The organism is Collinsella aerofaciens, assembly GCF_019131995.1.
GTDB lineage: Bacteria > Actinomycetota > Coriobacteriia > Coriobacteriales > Coriobacteriaceae > Collinsella > Collinsella aerofaciens_S.
The window spans coordinates 26,122-44,731 of sequence record NZ_JAHONA010000001.1; the positions used below are offsets into that span (position 1 = coordinate 26,122).

General features: G+C 59.6%; 15 protein-coding genes and 1 other RNA gene. 2 read left to right on the forward strand and 14 right to left on the reverse strand.

The window, feature by feature from the left end; translation table 11 throughout:
- Positions 1-192 precede the first annotated feature (192 nt).
- Positions 193-556: a transfer-messenger RNA gene (gene ssrA / locus KSY82_RS00105) on the reverse strand.
- Between the two features lie 237 nt (positions 557-793).
- Here ssrA and KSY82_RS00110 point away from each other — a divergent pair.
- The gene (locus tag KSY82_RS00110; protein ID WP_217749772.1) at positions 794-1,228 is read left to right on the forward strand and encodes a hypothetical protein; all 435 of its coding nucleotides are present in this window, start codon (positions 794-796) and stop codon (positions 1,226-1,228) included.
- A 58-nt stretch (positions 1,229-1,286) separates the two neighbouring features.
- Here KSY82_RS00110 and KSY82_RS00115 read toward each other — a convergent pair whose 3' ends face one another.
- From KSY82_RS00115 to KSY82_RS00140, 6 genes are all read right to left on the reverse strand, one after another.
- Positions 1,287-1,802 (reverse strand): type II toxin-antitoxin system VapC family toxin, encoded by a 516-nt coding sequence (locus KSY82_RS00115; RefSeq protein WP_217749773.1) that lies wholly within the window; start codon positions 1,800-1,802, stop codon positions 1,287-1,289.
- Positions 1,799-2,152 carry a hypothetical protein gene (locus KSY82_RS00120; RefSeq protein ID WP_217749774.1) on the reverse strand — a complete coding sequence of 118 codons (354 nt, stop codon included), beginning with the start codon at positions 2,150-2,152 and terminating at the stop codon, positions 1,799-1,801. The genes KSY82_RS00115 and KSY82_RS00120 overlap by 4 nt, the downstream gene beginning before the upstream one ends.
- Before the next feature lie 138 nt (positions 2,153-2,290).
- Positions 2,291-4,306, reverse strand: coding sequence for a heavy metal translocating P-type ATPase (locus tag KSY82_RS00125; protein WP_368042010.1), 2,016 nt, complete (start codon positions 4,304-4,306; stop codon positions 2,291-2,293).
- A gap of 78 nt (positions 4,307-4,384) precedes the next feature.
- Positions 4,385-4,630 carry a DUF6110 family protein gene (locus tag KSY82_RS00130; RefSeq protein ID WP_055250999.1) on the reverse strand — a complete coding sequence of 82 codons (246 nt, stop codon included), beginning with the start codon at positions 4,628-4,630 and terminating at the stop codon, positions 4,385-4,387.
- A 195-nt stretch (positions 4,631-4,825) separates the two neighbouring features.
- Positions 4,826-6,583 (reverse strand): ABC transporter ATP-binding protein, encoded by a 1,758-nt coding sequence (locus KSY82_RS00135; RefSeq protein WP_217749776.1) that lies wholly within the window; start codon positions 6,581-6,583, stop codon positions 4,826-4,828.
- Complete coding sequence (locus tag KSY82_RS00140) at positions 6,584-8,410, reverse strand: ABC transporter ATP-binding protein (RefSeq protein ID WP_217749777.1); 1,827 nt, start codon at positions 8,408-8,410, stop codon at positions 6,584-6,586.
- 114 nt (positions 8,411-8,524) lie between these two features.
- On the opposite strand from KSY82_RS00140, the gene KSY82_RS00145 reads away from it, so the two are divergent.
- Positions 8,525-9,529, forward strand: coding sequence for a helix-turn-helix domain-containing protein (locus KSY82_RS00145; RefSeq protein WP_217749778.1), 1,005 nt, complete (start codon positions 8,525-8,527; stop codon positions 9,527-9,529).
- A gap of 64 nt (positions 9,530-9,593) precedes the next feature.
- Here KSY82_RS00145 and KSY82_RS00150 read toward each other — a convergent pair whose 3' ends face one another.
- The 7 genes from KSY82_RS00150 to KSY82_RS00180 form a co-directional block, all read right to left on the reverse strand.
- Positions 9,594-10,958 carry an ATP-binding protein gene (locus tag KSY82_RS00150; RefSeq protein ID WP_195233721.1) on the reverse strand — a complete coding sequence of 455 codons (1,365 nt, stop codon included), beginning with the start codon at positions 10,956-10,958 and terminating at the stop codon, positions 9,594-9,596.
- Positions 10,959-11,308: 350 nt separating this feature from the next.
- Entirely contained in the window at positions 11,309-12,985 is a 1,677-nt protein-coding gene (gatB, locus tag KSY82_RS00155; RefSeq protein ID WP_217749779.1) for an Asp-tRNA(Asn)/Glu-tRNA(Gln) amidotransferase subunit GatB, read from the reverse strand.
- Complete coding sequence (gene gatA / locus KSY82_RS00160) at positions 12,985-14,499, reverse strand: Asp-tRNA(Asn)/Glu-tRNA(Gln) amidotransferase subunit GatA (RefSeq protein ID WP_217749780.1); 1,515 nt, start codon at positions 14,497-14,499, stop codon at positions 12,985-12,987. The genes gatB and gatA overlap by 1 nt, the downstream gene beginning before the upstream one ends.
- Positions 14,499-14,810 carry an Asp-tRNA(Asn)/Glu-tRNA(Gln) amidotransferase subunit GatC gene (gatC, locus tag KSY82_RS00165; RefSeq protein ID WP_055250987.1) on the reverse strand — a complete coding sequence of 104 codons (312 nt, stop codon included), beginning with the start codon at positions 14,808-14,810 and terminating at the stop codon, positions 14,499-14,501. The genes gatA and gatC overlap by 1 nt, the downstream gene beginning before the upstream one ends.
- A gap of 346 nt (positions 14,811-15,156) precedes the next feature.
- On the reverse strand, positions 15,157-16,074 hold the full coding sequence (locus tag KSY82_RS00170; protein WP_217749781.1) for a class C sortase: 918 nt from the start codon (positions 16,072-16,074) through the stop codon (positions 15,157-15,159).
- A 280-nt stretch (positions 16,075-16,354) separates the two neighbouring features.
- Positions 16,355-16,507 carry a hypothetical protein gene (locus KSY82_RS00175; RefSeq protein WP_192919544.1) on the reverse strand — a complete coding sequence of 51 codons (153 nt, stop codon included), beginning with the start codon at positions 16,505-16,507 and terminating at the stop codon, positions 16,355-16,357.
- A 304-nt stretch (positions 16,508-16,811) separates the two neighbouring features.
- A complete protein-coding gene (locus KSY82_RS00180) occupies positions 16,812-18,569 on the reverse strand; it encodes an isopeptide-forming domain-containing fimbrial protein (protein ID WP_217749782.1) in 1,758 nt (585 codons plus the stop codon).
- Positions 18,570-18,610: the final 41 nt, after the last annotated feature.

Genomic DNA, 18,610 nt, shown 5'->3' on the forward strand with positions numbered 1-18,610 from the left:
TGCGCGGAGAATCCGCGTATTTACTTCGCAAATACGCACCGGCTTCGGCCGCCTACCGGCGTCCTCGCCCGCGGGCTAAAAACGCTTACGCGTTTTCTTTACGCCCGCGCCCTGCACAGAGTTCGATTCTCCGCGGTACGGACTAGAAATAAAAAGACAGGCAGATACGAATATCTACCTGTCTGTTGCTTATGGTGGAGGCGCGGAGAATCGAACTCCGGTCCACGAAAGCCCCCTGATTGGCATCTCCAAGCTCAGTCGCTGGTTTAGTCTCGGACGCTTTGCGCGCAGCGACACGCTCGCGGCATCCCAACCGGTTCGGTCTTAGCCCGCGCCATACCGATTACGTGCGCGGGAGCATTCCCCTAAAATGACGTCGCGCCGGTGTCGGGGAAATCACCGGGTTGACGCGCCGCTATAAACTAAGCAGCGAGAGCCATAGGCTCAAAAGAAGAGTTGTTGTCAATTCAATTTGACGGTACCCCTGTTTAACGAGGCGAGGAGACCTCGGCTTGCTTCCTCTCTCAGAGCTATCGTGTCGAAACCAGTCGCCCCCGAATGTTGGGAAAGTCTGGATGGCATTGGGCACGAGCGCCCAACACCCGTCGACTTTTCAAGGAACATGCAGGGCGAGCCCCGCTTGTGGAGTGTTATCTTACCACGTTCTGAAAGCGGACAGCTGTTCTATGCACGAGCTGTGAAGACCCCAATGTGCGCCGCACTTCGCACTTTTGCTACCGATCGCGTCACGTATATTTTCGCCAAGCAAAATTGACCCGTCGAAAGGACCGTTATGGATACCAAGCAGCAACTTGTCAATGCCCTCGCAGGCCTGGGCTCAACCATTACCGAAGCTATGGATGTCATCGAAGGCTTTGTCCCCTGCGGACATCCCGCCCTCACGGTTTCGAACGCCCTTGTTGCGCTGGACGCTGACGATGATGCAGCTCTCGCCCAGCAGCTTGAGACCGTCGAGGGCTTTATCGACCACGTGAGCGAAAACCGCGGCGTGACCGCCTACCACGGCGTCGAGGTCGAGCTCGCGGGTCCCAAAGCCGATCTGCTCGCAGCAATCCGCGAGTTAGGCGCCCTTATGCAGACCGCAGGCGTCAAAAACACCCAGGTCAACGAGTGGGTCTACCGCAGCCTGGCAGCACTCGACAGCTCCGACGAAAAGGCAGCCGAGCAGCTCGCAGAAAGTCCCGCCATTAAGGCCGAGCTTTTGTAAATAGCAGACGCGGGCCCCTTGGCGCATCGTCGTCCAAGAGGCCCGCAAACAGTTCGCGTCAACCGATAGCCGCGCCGCCACGTTCGGTCAAAGCCAGAATTGGCATCATTTGGCGCGGGGTCTTTGCTGCAAGATCGGCATGTTCGAGCAGCTTACGATCGTTGGTCACCAAGTAATCGACCTGCGCGCGCTTGCACGCGGCGAGCACCAAGTTGTCCTCGTAATCGCGATGGAGCGCTAAGTATTTGTCGGCCAGCCAAAGGTCCGACGCATCTGCGCCCACGGCCGTGGCGTTTTCGGTCATGTTCCGAACAAACGCCAACGCCGCATCGCCAATTGCACGGGCAGATGCCTCGTCGAGCGCTCCCCCGCTGGCAAGAACGCTGCGCTTCAGTTCGTGTTGGACAACGTACAGCACGTCCTTGGCGATATGCACCGGAAAGAACAGCAATGCCCCCGCCTCCGTCGCCTGCCCAATAAACGCGCGTGCGGCAAGCGACTCGGCATGGTCAACGCAAAACGAATCGACCCATACGTTGGCGTCCACCATGATCTTGAGAGGAGCCCCGCTCACAGGATCATCCCCTTTTGGCGATAGCGCTCGTCCATGGCTTCGGAATAGATTGTGTCCCAATCGCGATCGTCGGATACAGGCGACGCAGCGATGCCCATATCTGCATAAAGCTGATCTGCCGCTGCCCACGACGCGGCGAACGGAGTATCGGGCGCGACGGCCTGCTGCCGGTCGTCGACGGCCGCAAGCACTTCCTCGCACTGCCCGCCACCCTGCGCGACCTTGGCCACCACCTTTTTGATGAGCTCGGGCAGCGACCCGCCCGAAAGCCGCAGCGCCTCCTCGGCACGGTTCTTGACCTGTCGATCCACGCGAACGTTCACCTGCGCCATGCCGCTAACAGCACCCATCTCAACCTCACCTTCGACTTTTGCTATCTAAGCTAGCACAACTATATATTTCTGCTAGCACATGGTCAAACGCAAAAGGCCTGCATTCTGGCGGCTGCAACACCGCCCAAATGCAGGCCAAAAACTTAAGTAAAAGCGCTAGCGCAGGTACGCCTTTGCGTTGCCCAGGCTGTAGGCGATCGTTGAGCCGTTGTGCAGCAGTGACGACGTCTGCGGAGTGATCATGCCGGTAATACCCAATGCCAACAGCGCCGAGTTGGTGAGCATCACCTTGGAATACGAACTCGTCAGACGGTCGATAAGCCCCTGGCTCATGCGGCGCAGACGCACGATCGCGGCGAGATCCGTGTCGGTCAGGATGATATCGGCGACCTCCTTGGCGATGTCGCTTCCACCGCCCATGGCCAGACCCACATCGGCCAGGCCCAGCGCCGGTGAGTCGTTGACGCCGTCGCCCACCATGGCAACGTGGCGCCCCTCGCCCTTAATGCGCTCCACATAGGCGTACTTGTCCTCGGGCAGCAGCTCGGCCTTAAACTCGTCGACACCTGCCTCGCGAGCAATGCGCTCGGCCGTGCGCTCTGAGTCGCCCGTGAGCATGACCACGTGCTTAACGCCCAACGCGTGCAAGTCGGCGATGGCCTCGCGGACCCCGGGCTTAAGCGGGTCCTCGATGCCGAGCACGCCCACAACGGTGCCATCGACCGCCAGGTACAGCGGCGACAAGCCCTGCATCTGGGACTCGATGCGCTCCTTGATGTCAGATTCGAGCCGTGCGCCCTCGTCCTCAAACACAAAGTGTGCCGAGCCGATAATCGCGCGACGCCCCTCGATGGACGAAGCGATGCCGTGCGCCACGATGTACTCGACGGCAGCATGGCGCTCGCGGTGCTCGAGCCCACGCTGGTGAGCAGCGTTGACCACGGCACGCGCCACCGGATGCGGGAAATGCTCCTCCAAGCAAGCGGAAAGGCGCAGGATCTCGTCCTCGCTCCAGCCATCGGTGGTGAGTACGCAGGCAAGACGCGGCTGCGCCTCGGTGAGCGTGCCGGTCTTATCAAACACAATGGTGTCGGCCTTGGCAAACGACTCAAAGTACTTGGCGCCCTTGACCATGACGCCCATCTTGGCAGCGTCGCTCATGGCAGTCATGACGGCGACGGAACCCGTGAGTTTGAGCGCGCACGAGTAGTCGACCATCAGTGCCGCTGAGGTCTTGATGAGGCTGTGGGTGGTAAGCGCAACCAGGCCCGCGAGCAGGAAGTTCCACGGGACGATCTTGTTGGCAAGGTCCTCCATGTGCGACTGACCCTCGGACTTGAGCGAGTCGGCCGTCTGCACGAGCGAGATGATCGAGCGGAGCTTGGTCTGAGCCGTGTTGGCGCGCACACGCACCAAGATGCTGCCATCTTCCACAACGGTGCCGGCGAACACGTCGTCGCCCACGCTGCGTTCGACGGCCAGCGGCTCGCCGGTCAGGGTCGCCTGGTTGACCATAGCGCTCCCCTGCTCGACAACACCGTCGATGCAAATGGACATGCCAGTACGCACGGCCACCAAGTCGCCGGGCTCGAGCTCGGTGGCGGCAACGCTTACCTCGATGTCGCCGACGACCTTTTGCGCCTTATCGGGCACATCGAGCAGCGAGTTGATGAGCTCGTTTTCGCTCATGGCGCGGGTGTAGTCCTCGAGCAGCTCGCCCACGTTGAGCAGGAACATCGTCTGGCCTGCGGTGTCGACATCACGTTTGACGAACGAAATGCCGATGGCCGAAGCGTCGAGCACGGGAACGGTCAGGCGCGGCTGCGCGAGCTCACGGAGGGCGGCACGCAAAAAGGCCATGTAACCGGCCACGACAAACACCGCACGCAGGGGCGTGGGCAAGAACCAGCGACGTGCGTAATGGGCACCGACGAGTGTCGCCAGGTCCATGACGAGCTTGTGCTTACGCGGCTCGAGTTGTATCACGTAGCCCGACTTGGCATCAGCGATAGCTTGAGCATCGAGTGCGCCCAAGGCGTCGAGCACGCTCGCGCGACGCTGCTCGTCGTATTCGAGCGCCATCTGGCCAATACGGCCGTAGACGCGCACCTTGCGCACACCATCGATTTCGCCACTGAGCTTTAGAAGTGCATCGAGATCGCTCTCTGGCACAGGACCCGCCAATTGAAGACGGGTCCTGCCGGGGATCTCGCTGATAATCGAGAATCTCATAGTTTGTGCCTGGGAGCGTTACTCGGCTGCCTCGTCAGCAGCGGCCTCGCTCTGGGTGATGTAGGCAGCCTCGGCAACCATGTCGTCGACATTAGCCTTGGCCTGCTCGACCATGTCCTGGTAGCCGTTCTTGATGCGCATACCGCACGCAATACCCTGCACGCAGGCATTCTTGACCGGAGCGCTGGTAAGCAGCTTGATGCCGGCCGTGCCAAGCAGAAAACCGCCACCGACAAGCAGGGTATTGAACGTCGACTTCTTCATGTTGCTTCTCCCTTTTGCCGCATTGGACGCGGCATGGTGCTTCAGCACCCGAGTAAACAAGTTTGCTCGAGCACGCTTTTGAAATATCTCAATTTTATCTAACTATCTAGGTCAGCCATGGCTAACCTTTTGAAAATTAACGATGCGGAGTAACCGATTGTCAATATGACAAAGGGACTGTCCCTTTGCCCCTTCTTACAACTGCCAGGTAGCTGCTTCCTTTTGCAGCGCCACCATGCGGGCGAATTCTCCGCCTGCCGCTTTGAGTTGTGCCGGAGTGCCTTGCTCGGCTACCACACCATCCTTGAGCACAACGATCTTATCGGCATTTTCTACCGTGCGCATACGGTGGGCGATCACGATAACTGTCTTGCCTGCAAGCAGACGGGAGAGTGCCTGCTGTACCACGGTCTCGTTCTCCACGTCCAAGCTCGCCGTCGCCTCGTCCAACAGCACGATGGGCGCATCTTTGAGCAGCGCGCGGGCGATGGAGATGCGCTGACGCTCGCCACCGGAGAGTTTGGAGCCGTTCTCGCCGATCATGGTGGCGTAGCCCTGCGGCATGCGGTTCACGAACTCGTCGCAGTTGGCGGCACGCGCGGCCGCAAGCACTTCCCCATCGGTGGCATCACGACGCCCGAGGCGGATGTTTCCCATCACCGTGTCGTCAAAGAGCAGCACGTCTTGGAACACAATGGCGTAGTCGCGCAGAAGCACCTCGGGATCAACGCTCGCAACATTCACACCGCCCACGGTAACCTTGCCCGCAGTGGCATCCCAAAAGCGCGCGGCCAGGCGGCTCACCGTAGACTTACCGGAACCCGAAGGACCGACCAGCGCCGTAACTTCGCCTTCCTTGGCGGTAAAGCTCACATCGGTAAGAACTTTCTCGCCGGCGCGTCCGTCCTCGCCCGCACCATAGCCAAATGCCACGTGATCAAACACCACATCGTGGCCCGCGGGCTCAAATTTCTCGCTGCCCCGCGCCACAGGCTCTTCCATGATGGAACGCATACGCTTGGCAGACGACTCGGCGGCAAACAGCTCGGACATTAACATTAACGCCTGGTCAAAGGGCGCATAGATACGGCTCACCATAAGCAGGAAGGCAAACATCACCAAAAAGTCGACCTGCCCGGAGGTGACCATCGCGGCACCCGTGACCAGCGTGGTGGCAATGCCCAGACGCAGGATGGCAAAGGCGGAGTTGACCAAAAGCCCGTTAGCGAGCTCGCCCTTGGTGGTCTCGCGCTCCTCGACATCGATCACGGCGTTGAGCCCCTCAAGATAATGGGCCTCCTGGTTGGTGGCGCGGATCTCGCGAACGCAGTCGAGCGTCTCTTGAATAGCCTCGGTAACCTTGACCTTCTCGGCACGCACGCGATCGAACACCGGGGTCATGGGACCGCGTGTTAGATACAGCACGGCAAAGGCCACGGGAACGCTCCAAAACGCCGCGATCGCCAGCTGCCAGCAAAAGAACAGCGACGCCACGAACACAATGGCGCTTGCGATGATGGCACCCCAAAGCTCTCCCAGCACGTGGCTGTAGGCGTGCTCCATAGCCTGGACGTCACCCATGATGGTCTCGGTTAAATCGGCCAGATCACGACGACCAAAAAACGACAGCGGCAGTTTGCGCAAGCGCTCAGCAATCTCCATACGCTGCTTGCCGCACTCCTCGTAAAAGATGCAGTAGGTGTAGTAATACTGCTGCCAGTTAGAGGCAAAGAGCAACACGAAAAAGACCAGGAGGCCGCCCACGATCGGCAGGGCATCCGGCAGGTCAGCCCCGCTGGCGAGATGCTCGACAAAGCCGGCCATAACCAGGAATAAAAAGCCCATGCCGGCCATGGTAATGAGATTGGTGAGCGTGGTCCAGAAAATGCCGCGTTTTACGCCGGCGACGCCTTTATCGGATAGGAAATACTTCTTTTGGAATGAGGCGAACATTTAGGCCTCGCCTCCCTTCGTGACGGCGGCATCCGCGGTCGCTGCAGTGATTTTCCAGCTCGCGGCCTGTTCGTATTCGGCCCACATCTTGGCGTACAGACCCTCTTTGGACAGCAACTCGGCATGGGTACCCGACTCCTGCACGCTGCCCTGGTTGAGCACCACGATTTGGTCTGCGCCCACTACAGTCGAGAGTCGGTGCGCGATCATAATGACCGTGCGGCCCGCCGCCAGCTTGCTAAAGGCGCGCTGGATGAGCGCCTCGTTCTCGGGATCGGCAAACGCCGTGGCCTCGTCGAGCACCACGATAGGCGCGTCTTTAAGGATCGCGCGGGCGAGCGCCACGCGCTGAACCTCGCCGCCCGAAAGATATGCTCCGCCGGCGCCGAGCATGGTATTGATACCCTGTGGGAGCTTGGCCACAATGTCGTCGCACTGAGCTGCGGAGAGGGCCGCACGCACTTCGTCGTCAGTGGCCGTAGGCTTGGAGGCGCGCACGTTATCGGCAAGTGTTTGCCGGAACAGCTGGTTGGTCTGGAACACGAAGGCGACCTGGTCCATAAGCTCGTGCGGATCCATATCGCGAACGTCCACACCGCCTACGAGCACTCGACCCGAGGAAACATCCCAAAAACGCGGAATCAGGCTTGCGCAGGTTGACTTACCGCCACCCGAGGGACCCACCAGGGCGAGGGTGCTACCAGCGGGAACGCTGAAATTTACATGGCTAACGGCAGGTGCTTCGGCACCCTCGTAGGTAAAACTCACGTCCTCAAATCGCACGTCGCTGCCGGCAGGGTGCTTGGGTTGGGCGGGCACGGAGAGCTGCTTGGAATCCATGACGCTTCGAATACGAGCCAACGAATCGGCACTCATCTGAGAGGCCTCGCCCACAAACATGAGCTTGGTCATGGTCGTCGGTACCACGGCCGAAAATATCGCGTAAAACGTGAAGTTGGTCATAAAATGCGCGAAGTCCGTCTCGCCTGGCGCCAACAGCAACGCCACGGGCAACAGGAATGCCACAAGACCATTGAGCGCGGTAAGGTTGAGTACCTGCGGACCTCGGCAGAACGTACCCGCATAGTTTTGCGCCATGTCGGCGTATTCGGCGATCGCATCGTGGAAGGCCTTAAAGGAGTAGACCGTCTGCTGAAACACCTTGACCACGGGAATGCCGCGTACGTATTCGGTGCCGGTCTTGTTCATCTTGACCAGCGCTCCCATGTAGGCCTTCATGAACTCGGCGCCTTTGCCGCCCATCATGGCGGCCATGGCGCCAAGCGAAATGGCCACCGAGATGAGGCATGCCGCGCCCAAGCGCCAATCGAGGGCGAAAAGCAGCACGAGCAAGCCCACGACCATGGCAGCGGCGCCTGCGATATCGGGCAGCATGTGTGCGAGCAAAGTCTCGGTGGAGGCGGCGCATCCGTCTACAACACGACGCAGCTCACCGGTGGCGTGTGTGTCAAAGTAGCCAAGCGGCAGCTTAAGCAGGTGCTCGCTCGTAGTCTTGCGGATATTGGACGCGCAGCGAAACGCAGACAGGTGCGTGCACATGAGCCCCATGAAATAAGCTACGATGCTTGCTAGGGCAAAACCCACGGCCCACCAGCCATACATCGCGATATCGGTGGCTTCGCTCCAGTTAGGTGCCACGGCGATCAGATCGCGCGCGACAAGCCAAATGCACACGTACGGGCCAAAGCTCAGCAGCTGCGAGAGCGCCGAGAGCGCCATGCCCAAATACGTTAGGAATTTGCGGTCACCGGCATACGCGAGCAACTCGCCGATGCCTCCACCTTCCCTTTTTGATTCCTTTGCCATGTGATTCCTTTCTAACGGCTTGAGAGTTAACCGCAATGAACTTATCATTGATGTGTTAGCCATGGCTCACAATCAAGCCAGGCGTGGACGTTTCTGCAAAGGAAAGGGACGCTTTTGCAAATACGGCGGGCAGCGACCGACATAACCGAACTCTACGCACCGCAGTTTGAGCAGTTTGGCCTGGAGCTTACCGGCAAGGGCGCCGTCTTTACCGGCGAGGTGGCAAACGACCGGGCGCACGGCCGCGCATGGATCATGCCCCTCTCCCCCACCTGCATCGTCATGGAGCATTTCATCACCCCGACGCACGATATGTACCTGGCCGAATACACACCCGAGCCATACGCCTGCGTGAGCGAGGTCAGCGCGCCCACACTTACATGCATGCCCGAGGCTGGCATAACGCCCGCGAACCTTAAACCATTGCATGGACCGTGGCCAAACAATGCCGTTTGCAGCTTTATCCAAGATAGCTGTGGCGAGGAATTAAGCCCGCTGTTTGCGGGACGGCTTTATCACTCGCGCTCGGTGCTCTTTTTGCCCGGATATTTTGACGACCTGGAGCACCGCTATCCCACCGAGTTCGCGGGAACCTTTGAGGCGTTTGCCGAGCCATGGCACGAGGAAGCGACGTCTGCGATCTGCCACACGCTGCGCCGGATTAACGAGGACCGCGCCCGCACCGTAGGCGGACACGTCTATATGCAGGGCATCGTGGAGACCATGGTCGCGGAGCTCGCCTGTTCGCGCGCGGCCCACAAGCAGGCGCGGCAGGCGGCAGACACACACGTCAGCATAACCATTGCCGAGGAAGCGACGGCAATGATTGAGCGTGCGCTCGACAAAGGCAGACGTGTGGGTATCAACGAGGTGGCCGAGAGGCTCTACACAAGCCGCTCCAAACTATGCGCCACCTTTAAGGCCCAAACTGGCGAGTCCCTGGGCGCCTACATTCGCAGACGTCGTATAGAGCGAGCACAGGACCTTTTGGCCGATAGCTCGCTCACGATAGCGCAGGTCGCAGAGCGTCTAGGCTACCCCCAGCAGGCCGCCTTCGCCCAAGCCTTCAAGCAATACACCGGCATGACACCCACGGCTTGGCGAAGCAAGCATCGCTAAGGCCCAAGCTCCCTGGCCGTAACGGAGCGATTAATTAGCCGCCGCCCGTCAGCTCACCCGGGATCTAAACGTCAAGATGCGCACAATCAAGCGCCTTTTTGATAAGAGGGACAGATCGATCAGCCAAATACAACGGAATGTTGAGCACCCCGTCGTCGAGCTTTAGGTTCTTAAGTGAGTAGCGGACCCTCAATGGAGTCGTCTCCGCATGCTTGTCGGCATAGTACTTAAGGCTCTTGGAATGAACGACCTCTCCCGATTTGACCTCGACGGGAACGATTTCGTTTCCGACCTGAATCAAAAAATCGACTTCGTGCTTCGGCTTCTCGTTTGTCCAATAACGCGGAGCAGCATCTAACTGTGAAAGTAATGCCTGAAGCACATAGTTCTCGGCGAACGAACCTTTGAACTCCGAAAATAGCGCATCCGAGATGGCAAAAGCGGACGCATCCAGCCTTGCCATGCGGCGCAGCAAGCCGACATCAAGACAGTAGACTTTAAATGCCTTGAGGTCATCGTACGCAGAGAGCGGCACACCACCGGCAGCATTAAGGCGAACCGCCGTGATGAGCCCAGCATCGGCAAGCCATTCCAGAGCATCCTCGTATTCTCGAGCACGAGCCCCCTCGCGCACCGCACCCCAAACGAACTTTTTGTTCTCGCGCGCCAACTGAGCTGGAATCGAGTTCCATATTTGCGAAAGCTTGGCGAACTGCGCACGGCCACCATGCTTGGCAAAATCGCGCTCGTAGGAATCCAAGAGATCAGACAACACCTTATCGACCTGAACGATATCGCCCGTCTCCACCCACCGGCCAAGAGCCTCTGGCATGCCGCCGCATGCAAAATAACGACGAAGATGCTCGACGAGACGGACATGGAAGAAATCGGGCACTGTCTCGATCTGATCCAGGCCGCCAAGGTATTCGTCGTAGTTTGCAGCGCCCTCGGCTTTCAGAAACTCGGAAAAGCTCATGGGGCGCATCTCCATGAACTCGACCTTTCCCACCGGAAAAGCGCTGGTCTCACGGGACAAGCGAACGCCCAACAAAGACCCTGCGCATGCGACGTGATACTCGGGGGCCTCGTCACAGAAGTATTTAAGGGCGCCGACTGCAGAAGGACAATCCTGGATCTCATCAATAATAAGCAGCGTTTCGCCGGGCTCGATAGGCTGTCCAAGTGCCAGGGAAAGATTTGAGATGATCCGTCGAGGATCGCGCGTACCTTCGAAAAACTGAGCGTACTCGCTCTGTACCCCAGGTGACGGCTCCTCGAGCGTCAGATACACAAAATTGAGGTACGAGGTTCGGCCGAACTCCTTAAGCGCCCACGTCTTTCCAACCTGGCGCGCCCCCTTAAGGATAAGCGGCTTACGATATTCTGACGCTTTCCAAGCGTTAAGCTTGGCAATGATATCTCGCTGCATGACCGAACCTCCCGCAAAGAAACTTCCGTAAACGTGATATTTCCCACATTTTACCCCAGGGAAAACGTGATGTTTATCACATTTACAGAAGTTTTAAGCTCATTTCGCCACACTTTCATCACATTAAAAAGGCGGAGGCGCATTTTGCGCCTCCGTCACCATCTTTCCTATCAGCCCGCCTGACCCGAACGGCCGAGTCGTCACGGAACCAGGGAGCCCCGGCAGGGCGGGTGCTTGCTCAAAATGAGTTCCGCACGCAAAGAAGGCCACTTAATGTGGCCTTCGTCTTGCGCAGGACTGTTCGAAATTTTGAGGAAGCACCCGCCCTGCCGGGACTCCCGGGTTCCCGTTTACGAGAGCGACGTTCTCAGCAACTCGTTGAAGAGCTTCGGGTTGCCCTTGCCGCGGCTCGCCTTCATGCACTGACCCACCAAAAAGCCGATGACCTTCTGGTTGCCGTCACGATACTGCTGCGCCTGATCGGCACAGTTTGCCAGCACCTCGTCCACGATCGGCTGCAGCGCGCCGGCATCGCTCACCTGACGCATGCCGCGCTCGTCGACGATCTTGTTGGGGTCGTCGCCAGTTTGGGCCATGGCCTCAAAGACCTCGTGCGCCTGGTTGGAGCTGATGGCATCGGTCGCCAGCAGCTTAGCCAGCGCTGCCACCTGAGCCGGCGCAATGCTGGACTCGGCTAGTGAAACGCCTGCACCCTTAAGGTAGGCGATCATCTCGTTCACCAGCAAGTTTGCAACCGTCTGGGCCTCTTTGCCAGCCATACCGGCAGCGGCGGCCTCAAAGAAGTCGGCAAACTCGGGGTCGCCAGCAATCTGCTCGGCGTCGGCCGTCTTAATGCCAAAGTCGGCCTCAAAACGGGCACGCTTGGCATCGGGCAGCTCGGGGATCTCGCCACGGCAGCGGTCGATGAACTCGTCGTCCAGATCGAACGGCGCCAGGTCGGGATCGGGGAACAGGCGATAGTCGTCGGCCGTCTCCTTCACGCGCATGACCACGGTACGCTTGCGGCTGGGCTCCCAGTGGCGGGTCTCCTGGTAGATAATGCCGCCCTCCTCGAGCACCTCGGCCTGACGGCAGATCTCGTAGGCAAGGCCGTCATGCAGGCTCTTAAACGAGTTGAGGTTCTTGAGCTCGGTCTTGGTGCCCAGCTTGGTCTCGCCGCGGCGGCGCAGCGACACGTTGCCGTCGCAGCGCATGGAACCCTTCTCCATGGAGCAGTCCGAAATGCCCAGCGTCACAAAGATGCGACGGAGCTTCTCCATAAACAGGCGAGCCTCCTCGGGCGTGCGCAGGTCGGGCTCGGTGACAAGCTCAATCAGCGGCGTGCCGCAGCGGTTGTAGTCGACGAGCGACTCGGCCGCGGCGGTAATGCGACCCTCGGCGCCACCCACGTGAACCATCTTGGCGGCATCCTCCTCCATATGGATACGCAAGATGCGGATAGGCACCGTGTAGGAACCGTCCTCGCGACGCTCGGGCATCTGCAGGTTGGACGCGTCATAGCTGGCTAGGTGGCCGGCGCGCTGATTGCCTTCGCGCATGGTCGACGTCATGGACGTGGACAGGCCCTCGGCGTTGGCCGAAGCGCTCGCCAGGCTCTGGGCCTCGGCCTCACCAAACGCGCAGTCGGGGCGCTCGGCGGCACCGCGACCGGTCACGTCCAGGTCCAGGTGGCCGTACATGGCAAAGGCGACCGGACCCTGCGTGGTCTGGAAGTTCTTGGCCATGTCGGGATAGAAGTAGTGCTTGCGGTAGAACATCGAGTGGCGCTGGATCTCGCAGTTGGTAGCGAGACCGGCCTTGACGATGCTCTCGATGGCGCGCTTGTTGGGCACCGGCAGGGCACCAGGCAGGCCCAGGCACACCGGGCACACGTTTGCGTTGGGCTCGTCATCGTGACTGAGCTTGCAGCTGCAGAACATCTTGGTATCGAGTGCGGTGAGCTCGGTATGGATCTCCAGGCCGATCACGGCCTCCCAATCCTGCAGGACCTCGGAAAGCTCCTTCATTACAGCTCGCCTCCCTTCCCGGCAAAATCGGGCGCGACGGAAAGCGCGGGCGCACCCGTGGCGGCATCGGCAAAGCCACGCTCCAGGGCGCGGGCAAACGTGAGCAGCTGACGGTCCTTAAAGGCCGGACCCACCAGCTGGGCAGAAACGGGCAGCTTGCTATCCTCGCCCAGGCCCAGCGGCACCGAGATGCCGCCGTTGCCGCAAATGTTGAGCGAGATGGTGTACAGGTCGGAGAGGTACATCTGCGTGGGGTCGCTGATCTCGCCAAACTTAAAGGCCGTGCGCGGCGAGGCGGGCATGAGGATGGTGTCCACCTTGGCATACGCGGCGTCGTAGTCCTGCGTGATGAGCGTGCGGGCCTTTTGCGCGGCGTAGTAGTACTTGTCGTACACGCCCGAGCTCAGTAGGTAGGCGCCGAGCATCTGACGGCGCTTGGCCTCGGCGCCAAAGCCGTGGGCGCGCGAGAGCGAGCTCTGGTCGGACAGGTTGGCGCAGCCCTCCTCCTGGTAGCCGTAGCGAATGCCGTCGAAGCGGGCCAGGTTGGAGAACGCCTCGGCCGGGCCGATGACGTAATAGGCGGCGATAGCGGCATCCAGGTGCGGCAGGTCGACCTCGACCAGCTCGGCGCCCTGGTTCTGCAGCTCCTGGGCGGCGCGCTGAACAGCGGCCTTGACCTCGGGCGTCAGGCCCTCGGCCTCCATAAACGCGGGGATGATGCCCACGCGCTTGCCCTCGATGCTGTCGTTGAGATGCTCGGTAAAGTCGACGGCGCAATCCTGGCTGGTGCAGTCGTACGGATCGTGGCCCGCGCCGGTAAGCGCGTTCATGGCCAGCGCGACATCCTCGACCGTGCGGCCGAAGGGACCCACCTGGTCGAGCGACGAGCCAAAGGCAACCACGCCGTAACGGCTCACGGCACCATACGTGGGCTTAAAGCCCACCACGCCGCACAGCGATGCCGGCTGGCGAATGGAGCCGCCGGTGTCCGAGCCCAGCGAGAGCGCGACCTCGCCCGCGGCGACGGCGGCAGCGGAGCCGCCCGAGGAGCCGCCAGGCACGCGATCGGTATCCCAAGGGTTGTTGGTGCGGTGAAACGCCGAGCTCTCGGTGGAGCTGCCAAAGGCAAACTCGTCCATGTTGGCCTTGCCCATGGGCAGGCAGCCGGCATCGAGCATGCGCTGGACGCAGGTAGCGGTGTAGATGCTCTGGTAATCCTCGAGCATGCGAGAAGCGCAGGTAGTGCGCGTGCCCACGAGGTTCATGTTGTCCTTAATGGCCAGCGGCACGCCCGCGAGCGGGGGCAATGTCTTGCCTGCGGCACGGTCGGCATCCACGCGCGCAGCGGCCTCGAGCGCGAGCTCGGGCGCCACCTGCAGGAATGCCTGGACCCCACCCTCGCGCGCCTCGATGGCGGCAAGGGAGGCCTGGGCCACCTCGGTAGCGGTAAAGTCGCCGGCGGCAACGCCCGCGGCGATCTGGGCGGCGGTAAGGGAATCGAAGCTCTGCGCCATTACTCGCTCTCCCCCTCTCCCAAAATGGACGGCACGCGGAAGTAGCGGTCGCGCGCGCTGCCAGCGTTTTCAAGCGCAACGTCGAGCGGCAGGTCGCGCTCGGGCTCGCGCAGGTCGTCGCCCATCACGTTGGACAGGCTTCCGATGGGATGGAACGTGGGCTCCACGTCGGGCAAGTCATATTGCAAGACGGGCTCGAGCATCTGGACGGCGTCGTTCATGTAGGACGTCATCTGGGTGAGCTCGTCATCGGTCAGTGCGATCTTTGCGTACTCGGCGATGCCGCGCACGTCTTTCTCGCTGAGTGCCATAGGCGCTCCCTTCCGCATAACAGTTAAACCGCTCTAGTATACAAGGCAACGCCGGCTTGGAGCAGGCGCTTTACCCAAATGCAGCGAAAACGTAACGAGGGCGGCGGGCTGGCAGGCGGCGGGCTGGCGGTTCTGCAACGAAACCGCACCGTCCATAGCGAAAACCGTACTGCCCGCAATGAAAAGCATCCCGCCCACAACGAAAACCATCACAACATTCGACGCTTTTCGCCGAAATCGCGATTTTCATCGAATGTTGTGATGGTTTGGAAGCCCCCGACCACCACAAAGGTGCCTGTCCCCATTGTGGTGGTCTGTCCCCATTGTGGCGGTTCTGGAGAATGTCTTATGCCGAGGCCTTGGCCTTGCGGCGCTTGCGGACCGCGTGGATCACGATGTCCAGCAGCAACAGCACAATGGCTACGACCACGATGAGCACGGCAAACTCGCGCTTGCCCCAGTGGCGGCCGGCCAGCGACTTTTGCTTGTCGACGTCCTTCTTGTTGTACTTGGTGCGCACGCAATGCACCAGCAGGCGATGGTCGTTCACGCCGTAGGGCGTGCAGGTGACGAGCGTCACCTTGTCGGCGCCGGGCTCGATGGTCAGCGACTCCATCTCCTCGGGCAGCACCACTTCGGAGTCCACCATCTTGTAGGCGAGCGTCTTGTTCATGGTGTGCAGCAGCACCAGGTCGCCGGGCTCCAGCGAATGGATGTCGTCGAACATGCTCAAGTTGCGCATGCCCGAGTGCGCGGTGAGCACGCAATGCGTCGAGGTGCCGCCCACCGGCAGGCTCGTGCCCTCCAGGTGGCCGACGCCCGCCATAAGGACTTCCTCGCTCGTGCCGTGGTAAATGGGCATGCTCACGTCGATGGAGGGAATCTCGACCCAGCTCATCATGGGGTCGCGGTCAAAGATAAGTTGCTGAGCGTAAGGCTCGATCTGGTCGACGGGAAGCTCGGTGGCCTCGCCCGCCAGCTGCTCGTTAAAGGAGCGAGCCTGGAGCAGGATGCGCTCGCGCTCCTCGGCAGACAGCGCGTCCACGGTGCTGGACACGGTGCTGATCTGGTTGAACACGCCCGAGGCCTCGAGCCGGTCCAAGATCCACGGCCAGGTCATAAGGCCCACGCCAATAAGGATGATAACGATGGTGATGAGCCGGTCGGCCCAACGCGGCAACCGCTTGCGACGGCGTTTGGGTTTTGGTTGAGGTTTGGGCTGGGGGTTTGAGCCGCCGTTGGCCGCGGCGTTATTGCTCTTCATATGTTTGGCGCCCTGCACCATCGCCGGTCACTCCTCTACAACTCAAGTTGTCTAAACAAATAATAGCCGATTAGCAGGCTCCCCCGTCCGACAACACAGCTTGACTGCACCGTCCGGTCGAGGTTAGGCCAGCATTTGAGTTTTCAGAATGTCCCGAATCGGCGGGGCGATTCGGGATACAATAACTACAGGAAACGACGCACCCCGCGTAAGTACTTAGGAGCGCGGGCGACCAGTTTCCGACGTTGTTAAATGCCCGGGCCTCTAACCCCGGGCATTCTTATTTGCGCTTGTTGCGGCGCAAATGCCTTCTACCGTCCGCACCGCGCGTGCGCCTACGGACCTTAAACCGAACCTCATACGAGTCAAGAAACGCGATGACGAACGTGCCCACCGCCGCGAGGGCAGCGAGCGCGTTAAGGAATTTCAGCATTTGGGGACCTCCGATCGAGTCGTCGGCCGCCCGCGCACGGAATGCGTCGCAAAGCCATTTTACTGCGAGTTTATGCACCCACAGCTGGTAAACGCAATAATTGCAAACATCTGTTCGATAGTCATACGCTCGATCCATCGGGCAATGGAACCTGGCTGCGTTATCCAAAAAAACGGGGCAAACTCCAGTGCGGAGTCTGCCCCGAAAAGAGAATGGCAAAGCAAGAACGTAGATGGACGAGAAAAGTGTCCGCAAGTCTAATGGCCATCACATCCCACCTGCCAAAGAGATGGGTGAGTGAGCGTTACTCCTGCTCGGACTCCTCGGCACGCTTACGGCCGCGGATGAGGTGCGCCACGCCGATGCACAGCACCGCGCCACCAGCGATCCAAGTGAAGGTCACGCCGTTAAGACCGGTGAGGGGAAGGCCAGAGCCCTTCTTGTTCTTGATGGTGACTGGGATCTTGGTCGAATCGATGCTCGCGTTCGTCTTTTCCGAATCGACCATATTGGAGGTATCGGAAACAGTGAGCCCCGTCAGATTGCCAGCAGTATCGTAGTCCGGCTTCACCGTAATCTGGAAGGGAGCGATGGTGTTGTAGCCCGAAGGAGTGGTCGTCTCGGTAATCTCATACGTACCGGCATCAAGACCGGGGATGAAGACCTTACCGGTATTGGCTTTCGTCATGAACTCATGAGCATGTTCACTATCGACAATTTCGCCGTTTGCGCCAAGCCACTTGTCTTTCAAAGTGTCCTCGTCGCCTTCAACAACTCGAACCTTAAAGCCCGCTTGGAGTTTCTCATCTCCCTTGAGCGGATCACCTGTGCCCTCGTCCACCTTGGTAACATCAAAACCGAAGACGTAGTCCGTCACGACCTTGGTCTCGGATTTGCCGGTGCCTCCGGCCATGGGGTTATTGGAGTACTCGAGATAGACCTCGTTTTTATTACCATTACCGGTAGCTTCATAGCTAGCCTTGCTATTGAGTTTGGCCTTGTAAAAGACAACGATCTTAGTCTCTGCGCCGATATTAAGCGTCTCGTCGGCATTAGCCGCAGTAGCCGACTTCAACCCCTTTTCCTTATCAAAATTCACCGTCAGAACATTATTGCTCTCAGTAGGCTCAACCAAGGTGTAGCTATTCGGGCTAATCTTGGTATAGCCCCCGTCATTCAGCGCATAAACCTCGAGCGAGTCATCAACATAAGTAAGGCCCTGCGAAAGGGTATCCGTAAACTTGTATGCATAGGAATCATACGTGGCATAGTTGTCAGCAATCGAGCCGGTGAGCTTATAGCTTACTTCCTGACCCACCTGGGAGTCAGCAACATTACTCCACCCCTTTTGAGCGGTGTAGCCGTCTTTGCTCTCCTTGACGTTAAGGACCTCCTTATTGATCGTCGGGATGCTGGTCTTCTCGGTAACGGTCACGGGGTTGCCGCCAACGATGGCAAAGATCGGGGAGGTGCCAGTGCTCGGCTTGGTCGCATCGAGATCGCTGGTCACAAACAGGTAGTAGCCGCTACCACTCTGGGCACTGAAAGTCCAGGCATCAACGGTATCGTCACCATCCACAGCCGTCGCATGGTCCTTTACAGCATTCGCGACTGCGTAGAGGACATTGTCGGTCGCGAGCCGAGTCCCCTCGCTCGACCCGTCAGCCGACCCAGCGGTAGTGGAGCCCGCGTGCGCCATGAGAAAGTCGGCGACCTCCTGAGCCGTGGGATTCCTGGACAACTGCTTATCTTCAGCCAAGCCGTTATAGCCAGTCCAATTATTCTTGATGGCGTTGACAACTGTCGTTCCGAGTTTGTCATTCGCCCACGTGATGTCCTGAGCGGTCTTGCCTTTTGCAGTGTCAGTAACCTTGGCCTTAAAGATCTGATACGCCTTGTACTTAACGTTCTTGTTGCCGGCAATCTTGTTGATGGTGATGCTATTGGTCGTAGTAGTCGCACCCTCAGCAAACGCCATCGTGACCGGGGCCATCACGCCACCGAAGCTCAGCGCTGCTGTGAGGCCGGCGGTTACTGCCAGGCGTGCGATGTTCTTGCTCATGCTCATCTTCTTTTCCTCTGCTTTCTGCTCGAATTCCATTT

What these genes read in the sequence shown, in the direction of transcription:
- gatA (WP_217749780.1), bottom strand. Translation starts at nt 14,499, where the DNA reads ATGGCGCAGAGCTTCGATTCCCTTACCGCCGCCCAGATCGCCGCGGGC.
- gatC (WP_055250987.1), bottom strand. Translation starts at nt 14,810, where the DNA reads ATGGCACTCAGCGAGAAAGACGTGCGCGGCATCGCCGAGTACGCAAAG.
- KSY82_RS00110 (WP_217749772.1), top strand. Translation starts at nt 794, where the DNA reads ATGGATACCAAGCAGCAACTTGTCAATGCCCTCGCAGGCCTGGGCTCA.
- KSY82_RS00135 (WP_217749776.1), bottom strand. Translation starts at nt 6,583, where the DNA reads ATGTTCGCCTCATTCCAAAAGAAGTATTTCCTATCCGATAAAGGCGTC.
- KSY82_RS00120 (WP_217749774.1), bottom strand. Translation starts at nt 2,152, where the DNA reads ATGGGTGCTGTTAGCGGCATGGCGCAGGTGAACGTTCGCGTGGATCGA.
- KSY82_RS00175 (WP_192919544.1), bottom strand. Translation starts at nt 16,507, where the DNA reads ATGCTGAAATTCCTTAACGCGCTCGCTGCCCTCGCGGCGGTGGGCACG.
- gatB (WP_217749779.1), bottom strand. Translation starts at nt 12,985, where the DNA reads ATGAAGGAGCTTTCCGAGGTCCTGCAGGATTGGGAGGCCGTGATCGGC.
- KSY82_RS00130 (WP_055250999.1), bottom strand. Translation starts at nt 4,630, where the DNA reads ATGAAGAAGTCGACGTTCAATACCCTGCTTGTCGGTGGCGGTTTTCTG.
- KSY82_RS00170 (WP_217749781.1), bottom strand. Translation starts at nt 16,074, where the DNA reads ATGAAGAGCAATAACGCCGCGGCCAACGGCGGCTCAAACCCCCAGCCC.
- KSY82_RS00150 (WP_195233721.1), bottom strand. Translation starts at nt 10,958, where the DNA reads ATGCAGCGAGATATCATTGCCAAGCTTAACGCTTGGAAAGCGTCAGAA.
- KSY82_RS00180 (WP_217749782.1), bottom strand. Translation starts at nt 18,569, where the DNA reads ATGAGCAAGAACATCGCACGCCTGGCAGTAACCGCCGGCCTCACAGCA.
- KSY82_RS00140 (WP_217749777.1), bottom strand. Translation starts at nt 8,410, where the DNA reads ATGGCAAAGGAATCAAAAAGGGAAGGTGGAGGCATCGGCGAGTTGCTC.